The sequence below is a fragment of the Cyanobacteria bacterium GSL.Bin1 genome, assembly GCA_009909085.1.
GTDB lineage: Bacteria > Cyanobacteriota > Cyanobacteriia > Cyanobacteriales > Rubidibacteraceae > Halothece.
In genome coordinates this window covers 26,083-37,876 of record JAAANX010000057.1, presented here as the reverse complement: position 1 = coordinate 37,876, position 11,794 = coordinate 26,083, and the positions used below count along the sequence as shown (strand labels likewise).

Genomic DNA, 11,794 nt, shown 5'->3' with positions numbered 1-11,794 from the left:
CTCCTCAAACTTGGGAAGGGGAACAAGCATTCGGCTTAACTTATTCGTAAATCCATTTTTGCAAAGCAGGTTCCCAACTTGCCAGTTCGGTTTCTTCAAACCAGAGGGCAATTTCTCGTTGTGCTGTTTCCACAGCATCAGAACCATGAATTAAATTGCGACCAATGCTAATGCCATAATCACCGCGAATTGTTCCCGGTTCAGCACTAAGCGGATTCGTCGCACCAATAATTTTTCTCGCTGCAGCAACCACACCTTCTCCTTCCCAAATCATAGCAACCACTGGCGCAGAGATAATAAACTCAACGAGGTTACCAAAGAAAGGCTTGTCCCGATGAACGTCATAGTGCTTTTCTGCTAGTTCTCGTGAGACCTTGATCATTTTCATTCCAATGAGGCTAAATCCTTTCTGTTCAAGGCGTTTGATGATTTCTCCAGTCAAGCCGCGTTGGACACCATCGGGCTTGATCATAATAAATGTGCGTTCCAAAATGATCTCCTTAATTTCTTAACAAAACGATACACCAAAGACAGGTTATATCATTTTGGGGTGCTGTGGTTAGCTCAAGTGTTTAAATTTTATTCTAGAGATAGTTATTTCCTATCGCTTTAGCTCTTAATCCCAAGAAAATGGTCAAACCAGAACCGCTCTCGGTACTCATCCCAAATGGGTTTCTCATGGCATGATTAAACGGCTCATGGTACGATGACTTTCTGGTTTAGGAAATGTAGAAGACATGATCACTGTTGCTTTACCCAAAGGGGCTTTACTTGAGGAAAGTATCCGTTTATTCCAACATATTGGCTTAGATTTTAGTGCGTTTAATGACCCAAAAAATCGCGCCCTACAAATTATTGATCCGACCAATACGGCCAGAGCGTTATTAGTCAGAGCATTAGATGTTCCTGTCTATGTAGAATATGGACAAGCGCAAATGGGCATCGTTGGTTATGATGTCTTGCGAGAAAAGATGCCCAAAGTAGCTGACTTGGCAGATTTAAAGTTTGGTTATTGTCGATTATCTGTAGCGGTCAAATCGGATAGCAATTATCAGCGATCGCTAGATTTACCCGCTCATGCACGAGTGGCATCAAAGTTTGTTCAGTGTGCGCGCGAGCATTTTCATGGTTTGGATTTACCTGTCGAAATTGTCTCCTTGTATGGTTCTGTGGAATTAGGACCGATTACAGGGATGTCAGAAGCAATTGTTGATTTAGTTTCCACAGGACGCACGCTTCGTGAAAATGGTCTGGTGGAAATTGATTTGCTATTTGAAAGTACGGCTCACCTGATTGCTCATCCCTTGAGTTACCGTTTGAATCGCAATCACCTTGCCGATTATTGCCAGGGAATTCGAGAAATCATTGCTCTCAAACAGCAAGAGCTCACTGCAACCCAATAACAATAAACAATGATTTAAGTCATTCATTATTGCTAACTGCTAGAACTCCCACTAAAGACTCGTCCGAGCTGTTTGAAGTTTTCAAGAACATTTCCTGTTCCCAGAACGACGCATTTTAGAGGATCAGGAGCGACATGAGTGACAATTCCGGTTTCGTGACTGATTAAGGTATCCAGTCCACGCAGCAGCGCCCCTCCACCCGCGAGCATGATACCACGATCAATGATATCCGAAGCTAGCTCCGGTGGTGTGCGCTCTAAAGTCCGTTTCACTGCTTCGACAATTACCGATAAGGGTTCTGACATACTTTCTCGAATTTCTGGTGCTTTAATGGTGACCATACGCGGTAATCCTGAGAGCAGGTGTAATCCTCGGACGTCCATTGATAAGTTATCATCACCCTCTGTTGGATAAGCCGAGCTAACGCGAATTTTAATTTCTTCAGCGGTCCGTTCGCCAATGACTATGTTATGTACCTTTTTCATATATTGAGTAATTGCATCACTGAGTTCATCCCCAGCAACACGGACTGATTCACTGAGTACCGTTCCTTGCAAACTGAGTACAGCAACTTCTGTGGTTCCCCCTCCAATATCAATTACCATGTTTCCTGTTGGTTCGGCAACGGGTAAACCCGCTCCGATCGCAGCTGCTACCGGTTCATCAATCAAATAAACATCCCTTGCCCCAGCTTGTAGGACTGCTTCCATAACCGCTCGCCGCTCAACTTTGGTAACGCCGGAAGGAATGCCAATAACAATGCGGGGTGAAACTAAAGTTCTTCCCCCATGTACCCGCTGAATAAAATGTTTCAGCATGAGTTCAGCATTGTCAAAATCAGCAACGACGCCATCTCGTAAAGGACGTACTGCGATCACATTATCAGGAGTGCGCCCTAACATTTGTTTCGCATCTTCTCCAACAGCGAGGGCTTCTTTGCTTTCTTGATCGATCGCGACAACCGAGGGTTCTTGTAGCACAATGCCTTTCCCGGAAACATAAACTAAGGTGTTGGCTGTTCCCAGGTCAATTCCCATATCCCGTGAGAGGGATAACCGACTCCAAAAACTCACTGGTTTCTTTGCCCCCAAAGTGACATTGATTGTCCTATTTTGTTAGAGCCATACGCTCTAATTAATCTGGATTTTATTCCCTTTTTTACGGTTACGTCTACTGGAAAAACGACAGTTTCTAGAAAAAGATTGATTAAGGTTAAACTAAGAGCAGTATTTTGGGTTATTTTCTTGGACTTAAGTTTGGAGGAACAATTTATGAATCTTAATGTTATTCACCTTGTTGGTCGGGCTGGTGTGGATCCAGATGTGAAATATTTTGAAAGCGGTACGGTTTTATGTAAATTTCCGATCGCGGTTGATCGACGAAGCAAAAGGGATGATAAACCTGACTGGTTTGAACTCGAAATGTGGGGACGTACAGCAGAAGTGGCTTCTGAATACGTGCGCAAAGGAAAACAAGTGGGCATCCAAGGAAAATTAAAAATTGAGAGTTGGCAAGACCAAAATGGGAATAATCGTTCTCGTCCAGTTGTTCGTGTAGACCGCTTAGAATTACTGGGCGGCAAAGGGGATCAAGGGGGATCAGCTCCCGATTACACACCGGATGAATTTTAAATTATTACCCTAGGAATTTGGCGAGTCTTCCATAAGCCTGTAGTCTAGAACTTGTAGCATTGGAAGATTAAAAAATTATGATGAGTCGTTTTCGTCAAGCTGTCGAAGCGAAAGAATTTTTAGTAACGGCTGAGGTCACTCCCCCAAAAGGGGGGAACCCAGAACGGATGCTACGGGTAGCACAATCCTTAAAAGGGCGTGTTCATGCTGTCAATATTACAGATGGCAGTCGCGCTGTTTTGAGGATGTCTCCTCTAGCAGCATCAGCGGTTCTCTTAAGACATGAAATTGAGCCGGTTTGTCAGGTGGCCTGTCGCGATCGCAATTTGCTCGGGATTCAAGGTGATTTGATGGGGGCCCAAGCCCTGGGGATTCGTAATATCTTAGCCTTAACGGGCGATCCGGTTAAAGCCGGGGATCATCCAAAAGCCAAAGCCGTTTTTAACTTAGAGTCGGTTCGCTTATTGAAGTTAATTGCAAAACTCAATGCGGGAACAGACTTTAATGATAAGAGCCTCCCTGATGGGGCCTTAGATTTGTTTGCTGGCGCAGCCGTTGATCCTCAATCTGACAGTTGGTCCGGTTTACAAAAACGTTTTGAGCGCAAAGTTGAAGCAGGAGCACAATTTTTCCAGAGTCAGATGCTGACTGACTTTGATCGCTTAGAGAAGTTTATGAATGAGGTCGCTTCTTCAGTGAATAGACCGATCCTGGCCGGAATTTTCTTATTTAAGTCAGCGAAAAATGCGCGCTTTATTCAAAAATATGTCCCCGGGGTTCATGTTCCCGAGGAAATTATCCAACGTTTAGATAGAGCGAAAGACCCTTTGCAAGAAGGCATTAAAATCGCTGCTGAACAAGTGCAAACTGCTCGTGAACTTTGCCAAGGTGTACATATGATGGCAATCAAGAAAGAAGAAGTCATCCCAGAAATTCTAGATTTAGCTGGGGTTCAGCCAGTGGAAGATGTCAAACTTCCGACGGCAGCGCAAGTTCGCTAAACGCCGCGATTGGTGCTTGATCGCTAAAACTAGAGTGATCTCAGTTTAGTGTTAGCACTTTAAACTGTAAGCTACTCCTCGAAATCTGATTTCGGGGAGCAGTCGTCTATCCGTCTTGTCATCACTAATGACTAATGACCAGTGACGAAGAACATGAAATCCCTCGACCTTCAGGAGTGGGATGAGTTAATGTTTTTGTTTCATTTCTCCTAACTCTTGTTCGACTTCCCAATTGCGGAATTCTTCTTCTAAGGGATCGAAGGTGCGGTTATAGCTCGAAGAATAAATTGCATCTGTATTCCAACTACTCGCAACCCCTGAATTAGCTTTTTGTGACTGCTTCACTTGCTGGGCTTTGGCTTTCACTTCTTGCTGCCGCTGTCTCACTTGGTCCACTAATTCTCTCGCTTGGCGAATTTGCTCTTTAATCCCCTTCATTTGTCCCCAACGCTGATTGCCTAAGCGTAGCAAACTAGCTTCCTTTTCTTGAGCCGCTTGAGCTAAATCTTGGCGATTGGCGGCTTTTGCTTTTTCGATTCTTTGGTGCCATAGTTTAATATCTTGGGCAAGGGAAAGAATCTCATTTTCAATTTTCTTTTCTTGCTTTTGCAGATCTAAGATTAAGCGAATTGCATCTTTTTCTTGTTCTCTCAGTTGCTCTTCTAGAGCCTGTAACTCTAATTGGGGATTATTCTTTAAAAATTCATCTAGGCGCGTTTCTAAAAAGCGCGTTAAATCCTCTAATATACCCACTGAATCGTACTCCTTACTGCACTGACATTTGTTCACCAACAAACATGACTTTTTGCTGGTCTTGATTGGTAAACGTTGCTTTTTGATTGGCAACAGACACTAACTTCCAGTTACTTCCGGGAATGGTCTCTTCTAGCATAATCCTTTGGGTTGCCCCCTCAAATTTTAATAATGCTGCTGAGTGGTCTCCTAATTCTAATAATCCCACGAGAGTATGAGCAGAACGTTGAGCAGTGGTCTCGGGTGCAATCGGTTGAGTTTCAGAGGATGGGGCAGGTTCTGCTTGCGGTGCCGGCGATTGAGTCGAGGGAACGGTCTGATTTTGAGGACTGGGTTCAGGGGTTGAGGAAGGAGAAGGGCTCGGCTGAGGGGCAGGAGGGGTTGCGTTTTGTAGAGGAGGGGGCGGCGGAGGAAGCGCAGGTAGGGTCGCAATTGTTTGGGGAGGGGCTGTGTCTGCTGCTGGCGTTGGATTAATTTCAGGTGTAACAGTAGCAACGGGTTGGTTTGTTTTTTGAGCAAGATCCTTGGCTTCACCTGTCTCAGCAAGTTCTTGTTCGCGATCAATTTCGACTAATGCTCGCTCCATGTAGCGAATAAATTGAGCGTTGGTATCCACTGGGGTTGTTCCTTGAACATCAGAACTGGCGACTGCGGTTTTAATTTCTTGGAAGCTCGCTAAAGAAAACTGATGATCTTTTTCTAAGAGCAGTAAACTGCTGATTAAGAGAGAACAAGAAGAGAAAAAAATAATTTTATCGAGATGACGTTGCCAGAAAGGACAGTTTTTTGGCTCTCTGGGTTCATCAGAAGCTTCTTCTAACTCAGGGGCATCTGGGAGAGCAGAAAGCTGACTCTTAGAAAAATCACTTTTTTGGATCGCAACATCTTTCTTTTCTGTCTCTTCTACACTGTCTAAACTGCCGTTTGTTTGCAGAATTTGATCAATGTCGGTAAATAACGTGTTGATCATTAAATCAGCATTTGATTCAAGTCGTCGCGAGAGATGAGATAGTGTCATGATAGTCTCTTACCGTAACTTAGAAAATCCCTAATCATTCAGGCACATGTCTAAATAGAAGAGTGAGAATGATCTTTAGTTCCAAGTTAAGTAATTTCACTAAAAAAAGTGACCAAGACTAGACACCAATTTTACAAAATATTTTCTAATCCGTACACCAACGATTTGAGTTCTGTTACTTTACGGATCGCCAAAATGACACCGGGCATATAAGCAGCGCGATCGCTGGTGTCATGACGCAGGGTATAAGTTTGTCCGCTCGCACCAAAAATGACCTCTTGGTGAGCAATTAAACCGGGTAAACGAATGCTATGGAGATGAATGTTATTGTTAGCTAGGGCTCCTCTTGCTCCGGCTAGGGTTTCCTGTTCCTCGACTTGTGACGCGTTATAATTTTTACCACTCCCACTGAGCATTTGGGCAGTTTTAATGGCAGTTCCGCTTGGTGCATCCGCTTTTTGATTGTGGTGCAGTTCGATAATTTCGACATGATCAAAGTATTTAGACGCTTGAATTGCCGCTTGTTGCAGTAAAACAATGCCAATGGAAAAGTTGGGAACAATTAACACCCCTGTGGTTGCTTTTTCCGCAAAATCGGTCAGATCTGAAAGCTGTTTATCCGTCAAGCCAGTTGTGCCGACCACTGGGCGTACCCCATACGCGATCGCGGTGCGGGTATTTTCATAAACACTATCTGGGTGAGTGAAGTCAACCATTACGCCTTGTGTAGGATACTGCGTTGCCATCACAAGCGTTCCTTGTAATTCGTTGAGTAAAGGAACCTCTAGTGGACCACATCCCACAACTTCGCCAATATCTTGACCCACATAGGCTGGGTTTTGGTCAACAGCTCCCACTAGCGTCATTCCTTCCGCTTCGGAAACTGCTTTGATCACTTCACGACCCATTTTTCCCGCAGCGCCATTGACCACGACGGGAATTACTGATTCCTCACTCATTACTTTATTCTTCCTTTAACGACTCGTGAGCATTTTACAAGATTAGCGCTGCTGCAACCTAACGTAAGAAGCTACTGCTTAACCAAAACAGAAACAGAGCGGTTAATGCGGTAAATTGTTCTGAGGGCATTCCAGCAGCTACAACGGGCGCGAGGGCTGCGCCTAAGCCAACACCAATTAATAAACTAGCCAAACTAATCAGTAAAGAACGACCCAAACGATTTTCTTTACGGTTCAAAAGATAAGCACTCGCTGCAAACCCTAAAGCCAGCATAACCGAGGCACTCTCCCCAGAAGAAAGGGTAATCGCAACCAACAAAATAAAAATACCGGCAGCAATTAACAAATCATTTCGGGAGGGAGTGTCTAGCAGTCTCTGTAACCAAGCCGGAGAGCTCGCAGGGTTGGGCTGTTGCGGTTTGGGTTTGGCTGGTTTTGCGCGTTCCGGGAAGCGAATCCGTTCGGGAACTTTAATTTTTCCTTCTTGGCGTAAACGGAGTCGATCCATAATAATGGAATCATAGGCCGCTTCTACGGCTTCTTTCTGTCGCTGATCGTCCTCGTACTCTTTGGTTAAACGAAGCTTTGCTTCCTGTATCTCTTCAAACGATGCATCTTCTGTGACGCCAAGTTGTTCATAAGGATTTTGCTCACTCATTCTTTTCTCCTTTTGTGGGGCTGATCCAACGTCATCATAGCTTGATCCAGTAGTGCTCTCATCTATCCTTTTTAAGATCAGACGACTGTGCCCAAATTAGCCATTCACCTGAGATTGTTCTTGGTCACTCGTGGCTGTTTTTTGGGTCGATTCTCCGTTGGAGAGCGTTTCTGCTGTTGAAGAACTCGGTTCAAGTTGAGCATTCATTTTTACCGAGTCATTACTTTGTGCCTTATTGGTTTCCCGCTTAAATTCATTTTCAAATTCTTTAGACGCATCTTGAAAGCCACGAATTGCTTTACCCAGACTACTCCCAATTTCCGGTAATTTTTTCGGGCCAAAAACGAGTAAAGCGATGACGAAAATTAACGCCATTTCAGGTAAACCGATACCAAAAACATTCATGAGAAATTCTCCTATGAGGCTTGCTACTGTCTAGTGTATCTTTTCAATCTTCAGGGAGTTCGTATTGTTCAACGATTCGCTTTGCGTACTCCGGAACATGGTCTTCTAAGTGATCCGGATAGTTGCGCTTCACATATAAATAGTTGCGGGTGAAGTGAGAGTCAATGGAGAAACGAGCGTATTCTAAACCTTTCGGACCCACTTTTTCAATTACCACACCCATTAACTTGGCAGCCCACATCGGAAGGGTGACCCCTTGATCATAAGCAGGGATACTTTGCTGGACTGCTGCTTTGCGGTTCCCTTGAGAACTGACGGCTTGCGTCTCCAGTTGATCCTGAACCAGATCTAACATTTCTTTTCCAGTATCATTGCGAACAACAATCCATTGATAACCAAAGGGAGCCCCCATGTAACCAACCACTAAATCGGCAAGGGAGTTGACATAATCAAAACAACTCATGCACGATGGCGCAAACACATCTTTCAGTTCTTTTGTATTTAAGCCAAAAAAGGGAACTTTCTCAATGCTGCCATCTTCGTGTTTGAAGTGAACCCGAAAATCTTGCATAAATTCGTAGTGAACAACGGTTTCGGGAGATTTGCTTGTGGTTTCAAGAAATTTTTGTAGTCCCTCCCGGGTCACATTATCAACGCAGGGGGTGCCTAAAACATAGAGCTTTTCGAGACCCATTTTATCTTGAACCGCTCGTAGAGCTTGAATTTGGCAACCCACGCCAATGACAAGGAGACGTTTAAAACCCGATTGCTCAACTTCTTCTAGGATGGAAAGATTGGGGGAGAGGGTTGGTTTATTCACCCGTGCGGCTAACACTTCTTCCGGGGTGCGCGCTATGATTGGCATAGGTTGAAAACGATCCTCTAGGGTGTTTTGCACACAGACCACCCCTTCTACTTTCCCTTGCGTGAGCATTTCACACGCGATCGCGCTTACGATTCCGGTCCACTGGGCGCCGGCAATCGGTTCTTTTTTCCGAGCTGCCATCATTTCTTGATGAACACCAAAATAAAGGTCGTCTTCTTGGTCTAAATCGCGACTCTGTCCATGGGCTTGCGCTTCTAATTCGGCAATTTGCTCATTGAGAAACGCACAGGCTTCTTTGACATAGTGGATGTAGTAGGTATCGCACAACCCACATTCGCTACAAAGAGCTTTAGCAGGACGGGGGCTACCGGGTTTCAGAGCTTTGGCTTTACGATGGGAAGAAACAGTACTCATCCTAGGTTCTTAATCAGCTAATATTGAGAGTCCTTTCATTAGGATAATTCAGAATTGGAAAGGAAGCTAGGATAAGCAAGAGCAAAAATTAATGATTAACAATTGATAATTATTTATTGATTAGATAAGTATGTTTCAAATAAATTGAGTGTTTTCATGGTAAAAGAGAGCATCCGGATTTTATTTTTAATGGTAATCGTTGGTTTAATTAATAGTAGCTGTACTGCAAGCAAAAACAATCAATGCCGAGAAATTATTAAAATTGCTAATGAAACAGTGACTGAAGCCAAAAGTTTCACTGATGGTGGGAAAAGTACTGATCCAGAACAGGCTTTGTTGGCAGCCGATACGATGGAATTAGCTGCCGAGAAGATGGCAGATTTGGAGATTACAGATGAACAGTTAAAACAGTATCAAAAAGATTTTATTGTTATGTATCAAGAGACAGCAAGGGCAACACGAGCTTTTGTTCAAGCTTATGAAAAAACGGATCGAATGCAATTAAAACAAGCTCGACAGCGCTTGCAAAAAGCGACCGCTCCTGAGAGGAGGTTAGTGACAAAAATTAATCAATATTGCGTAGAATAGGGAAAAAGAGAATCCAGAAAAAACTTTCTTTTAAGAAGAAGCAAACGCAAAAGGTGGCATGAAAGTACAAGCAACAGACAAAACAACATTAATGTGGAGTGGCGATACGCTAGCAGTCGGGCTTTTCGTGGGTGGCGTAACCGTCACCGGGGAACTAGCGGAACTCGATGAAAAGTTAGCGGGAACCATTAAAGAACTTATTGCCGAAACGGAATTTGACGGGAAAGCTGGCAATAATGTCGTGACTCGAGTCGGTGGTGATGCGCCTATTCGTAAAATTATGTTAGTGGGGCTAGGAGAAGCGGAAGCGCTAACCTTAGATACAGTAAGGGTTGCCGCGGGCGCGATCGCGCGACTCGCTAAATCTCAACGCAGCAAAAACCTTGCGATTAGCCTCCCCATTTTCGATAATAATCCTGCTCTCACTGCCCAAGCGATTACCGAAGGCATGACCCTTGCCCTTTATGAAGACCGTCGTTTCAAATCGGAACCGGAAGAACATCCCCTCAAGCTCGAAACGGTGGCACTACTGGAGTTAGGAAACCAAGAGGCTGCCATTACCAAAGCCCAACAGATCTGTGATGGCGTCATTCTCGCCAAAGAACTCGTCGCAGCGCCCGCAAATTCCATTACCTCCGTTACTCTTGCCAATATTGTTGAAGAATTGGCAGCCGAACATGGCCTAGAGGTAGAAATTTTAGAGAAAGAAGAGTGTGAACGATTAGGCATGGGGGCTTATCTTGGCGTTGCCCAAGCCTCTGATATCCCACCGAAATTTATTCACCTTACCTACAAGCCAGAGGGAACGCCGCGGCGGAAAGTTGCCATTGTCGGCAAAGGCGTCACCTTTGACTCCGGGGGCTTAAACCTGAAAACCGGCGGCAGTGGCATTGAAACCATGAAAATGGACATGGGTGGCGCTGGTGCAACCTTTGGCGCGGCTAAAGCCATTGCTCAACTCAAGCCTGATGTGGAAGTCCACTTCATTAGTGCTGCCACAGAAAACATGATTAGCGGTCATGCCATGCACCCAGGCGATATTCTCACTGCATCCAATGGCAAAACCATCGAAGTCAACAATACCGATGCCGAAGGACGCTTAACCTTAGCGGATGCCCTCGTCTTTGCGGAAAAATTAGGGGTCGATGCGATTGTTGATCTGGCTACGCTCACTGGGGCGTGTGTCATTGCCTTGGGTAATGATATTGGTGGTTTGTGGAGTACCGATGATCTCCTTGCCGAACAACTTAAAACCGCTGCTGAAATTGCTGGGGAAAAAATCTGGCAAATGCCCCTAGAAGACAAGTATTTTGAAGGGATGAAGTCAGAAATTGCCGATATGAAAAATGTCGGACCCCGTCAGGGTGGTTCCATTACCGCCGCCTTATTCTTAAAACAATTTATTCAAGAAACGCCGTGGGCGCATTTGGATATTGCGGGAACTGCTTGGGCTGATCAAGAAAGTGGCATAAATAATCCGGGTGCAACCGGTTTCCCCGTGCGGACTTTAGTCAATTGGGTTTGCAGCTAAGCACAGTTGTGTAGTAGGCATTTAAGGATTTCGGATTAGCATTGCATTGCTTGATCCCGCCACTGAAAATCGTGTCATTAACTTATGAAAAATCACTTTCCAGTTTTAACTTGTGCCACCAAGTGAACCAGTTCGGGCAGAATCAGCTGTTCTAACCCGAGTTTAACCGCATTCCTCGAACCCGGGAGAGAAAAAACAAGCTTGCCTTGATAAACTCCAGCAACTGCCCGTGACGCGATCGCGCGCGAACCAATCTCTTGATAACTCAAATACCGAAACAATTCCCCGAACCCAGGTAAGGTTTTCTCTAAAAGACTCGCTATTGCATCATAGGTGGTGTCTCGCGGGGCAATTCCCGTTCCCCCATTGCAGAGAATGACATCTAATTCCTGAACCGTTCCGAGAGTAGAAAGTTGATCAATAATCTGTTTTGGGTCATCAGGAAGAATGACATAATCTAGAATCTGATGACCCCTTTCTTGCAACTGACTTTGCATGAATTGACCGCTGCGATCTGTTTCTGGGGTGCGGGTATCACTCACGGTAATCACAGCGCAACGAAGAGAAATAAATTCTTGATCGGGATGAGGTTGAGACATTTTTAAGA

At 44.7% G+C, this 11,794-nt stretch carries 14 protein-coding genes; 5 read left to right on the top strand and 9 right to left on the bottom strand.

What is annotated here, in order from left to right; translation table 11 throughout:
* Window positions 1-40: 40 nt before the first annotated feature.
* Complete coding sequence (locus GVY04_06280; protein ID NBD15756.1) at window positions 41-490, bottom strand: nucleoside-diphosphate kinase; 450 nt, start codon at window positions 488-490, stop codon at window positions 41-43.
* Window positions 491-737: 247 nt separating this feature from the next.
* Between GVY04_06280 and GVY04_06275 the strand changes: the two genes are divergently transcribed.
* Entirely contained in the window at window positions 738-1,403 is a 666-nt protein-coding gene (locus GVY04_06275) for an ATP phosphoribosyltransferase (protein ID NBD15755.1), read from the top strand.
* Window positions 1,404-1,435: 32 nt separating this feature from the next.
* Here GVY04_06275 and GVY04_06270 read toward each other — a convergent pair whose 3' ends face one another.
* A complete protein-coding gene (locus tag GVY04_06270) occupies window positions 1,436-2,440 on the bottom strand; it encodes an MreB/Mrl family cell shape determining protein (GenBank protein ID NBD15754.1) in 1,005 nt (334 codons plus the stop codon).
* A gap of 234 nt (window positions 2,441-2,674) precedes the next feature.
* Between GVY04_06270 and GVY04_06265 the strand changes: the two genes are divergently transcribed.
* Both GVY04_06265 and GVY04_06260 read left to right on the top strand, forming a co-directional pair.
* Entirely contained in the window at window positions 2,675-3,034 is a 360-nt protein-coding gene (locus tag GVY04_06265) for a single-stranded DNA-binding protein (protein NBD15753.1), read from the top strand.
* A gap of 77 nt (window positions 3,035-3,111) precedes the next feature.
* Window positions 3,112-4,035, top strand: a complete 924-nt coding sequence (locus GVY04_06260) for a methylenetetrahydrofolate reductase (protein NBD15752.1) — start codon at window positions 3,112-3,114, stop codon at window positions 4,033-4,035.
* A gap of 186 nt (window positions 4,036-4,221) precedes the next feature.
* Here GVY04_06260 and GVY04_06255 read toward each other — a convergent pair whose 3' ends face one another.
* From GVY04_06255 to GVY04_06230, 6 genes are all read right to left on the bottom strand, one after another.
* Window positions 4,222-4,788 (bottom strand): TIGR04376 family protein, encoded by a 567-nt coding sequence (locus GVY04_06255; protein ID NBD15751.1) that lies wholly within the window; start codon window positions 4,786-4,788, stop codon window positions 4,222-4,224.
* A 13-nt stretch (window positions 4,789-4,801) separates the two neighbouring features.
* Complete coding sequence (locus GVY04_06250; protein NBD15750.1) at window positions 4,802-5,806, bottom strand: hypothetical protein; 1,005 nt, start codon at window positions 5,804-5,806, stop codon at window positions 4,802-4,804.
* A 131-nt stretch (window positions 5,807-5,937) separates the two neighbouring features.
* Window positions 5,938-6,765 (bottom strand): 4-hydroxy-tetrahydrodipicolinate reductase, encoded by an 828-nt coding sequence (locus GVY04_06245; protein NBD15749.1) that lies wholly within the window; start codon window positions 6,763-6,765, stop codon window positions 5,938-5,940.
* 58 nt (window positions 6,766-6,823) lie between these two features.
* Entirely contained in the window at window positions 6,824-7,423 is a 600-nt protein-coding gene (locus GVY04_06240; GenBank protein ID NBD15748.1) for a molecular chaperone DnaJ, read from the bottom strand.
* Between the two features lie 96 nt (window positions 7,424-7,519).
* A complete protein-coding gene (locus GVY04_06235) occupies window positions 7,520-7,828 on the bottom strand; it encodes a TatA/E family twin arginine-targeting protein translocase (GenBank protein NBD15747.1) in 309 nt (102 codons plus the stop codon).
* A 43-nt stretch (window positions 7,829-7,871) separates the two neighbouring features.
* The gene (locus GVY04_06230; GenBank protein NBD15746.1) at window positions 7,872-9,068 is read right to left on the bottom strand and encodes a hypothetical protein; all 1,197 of its coding nucleotides are present in this window, start codon (window positions 9,066-9,068) and stop codon (window positions 7,872-7,874) included.
* 156 nt (window positions 9,069-9,224) lie between these two features.
* On the opposite strand from GVY04_06230, the gene GVY04_06225 reads away from it, so the two are divergent.
* Both GVY04_06225 and GVY04_06220 read left to right on the top strand, forming a co-directional pair.
* Complete coding sequence (locus GVY04_06225) at window positions 9,225-9,656, top strand: hypothetical protein (protein ID NBD15745.1); 432 nt, start codon at window positions 9,225-9,227, stop codon at window positions 9,654-9,656.
* A gap of 58 nt (window positions 9,657-9,714) precedes the next feature.
* Window positions 9,715-11,187: a leucyl aminopeptidase gene (locus tag GVY04_06220; protein NBD15744.1), complete on the top strand. Its 1,473-nt coding sequence runs from the start codon at window positions 9,715-9,717 to the stop codon at window positions 11,185-11,187.
* Window positions 11,188-11,279: 92 nt separating this feature from the next.
* Here GVY04_06220 and GVY04_06215 read toward each other — a convergent pair whose 3' ends face one another.
* Window positions 11,280-11,786 carry a molybdenum cofactor biosynthesis protein gene (locus GVY04_06215; protein ID NBD15743.1) on the bottom strand — a complete coding sequence of 169 codons (507 nt, stop codon included), beginning with the start codon at window positions 11,784-11,786 and terminating at the stop codon, window positions 11,280-11,282.
* Window positions 11,787-11,794 lie beyond the last annotated feature (8 nt).

What these genes read in the sequence shown, in the direction of transcription:
- GVY04_06275 (NBD15755.1), top strand. Translation starts at nt 738, where the DNA reads ATGATCACTGTTGCTTTACCCAAAGGGGCTTTACTTGAGGAAAGTATC.
- GVY04_06270 (NBD15754.1), bottom strand. Translation starts at nt 2,440, where the DNA reads ATGGGAATTGACCTGGGAACAGCCAACACCTTAGTTTATGTTTCCGGG.
- GVY04_06265 (NBD15753.1), top strand. Translation starts at nt 2,675, where the DNA reads ATGAATCTTAATGTTATTCACCTTGTTGGTCGGGCTGGTGTGGATCCA.
- GVY04_06260 (NBD15752.1), top strand. Translation starts at nt 3,112, where the DNA reads ATGATGAGTCGTTTTCGTCAAGCTGTCGAAGCGAAAGAATTTTTAGTA.
- GVY04_06250 (NBD15750.1), bottom strand. Translation starts at nt 5,806, where the DNA reads ATGACACTATCTCATCTCTCGCGACGACTTGAATCAAATGCTGATTTA.
- GVY04_06245 (NBD15749.1), bottom strand. Translation starts at nt 6,765, where the DNA reads ATGAGTGAGGAATCAGTAATTCCCGTCGTGGTCAATGGCGCTGCGGGA.
- GVY04_06240 (NBD15748.1), bottom strand. Translation starts at nt 7,423, where the DNA reads ATGAGTGAGCAAAATCCTTATGAACAACTTGGCGTCACAGAAGATGCA.
- GVY04_06235 (NBD15747.1), bottom strand. Translation starts at nt 7,828, where the DNA reads ATGAATGTTTTTGGTATCGGTTTACCTGAAATGGCGTTAATTTTCGTC.
- GVY04_06230 (NBD15746.1), bottom strand. Translation starts at nt 9,068, where the DNA reads ATGAGTACTGTTTCTTCCCATCGTAAAGCCAAAGCTCTGAAACCCGGT.
- GVY04_06225 (NBD15745.1), top strand. Translation starts at nt 9,225, where the DNA reads ATGGTAAAAGAGAGCATCCGGATTTTATTTTTAATGGTAATCGTTGGT.
- GVY04_06220 (NBD15744.1), top strand. Translation starts at nt 9,715, where the DNA reads ATGAAAGTACAAGCAACAGACAAAACAACATTAATGTGGAGTGGCGAT.
- GVY04_06215 (NBD15743.1), bottom strand. Translation starts at nt 11,786, where the DNA reads ATGTCTCAACCTCATCCCGATCAAGAATTTATTTCTCTTCGTTGCGCT.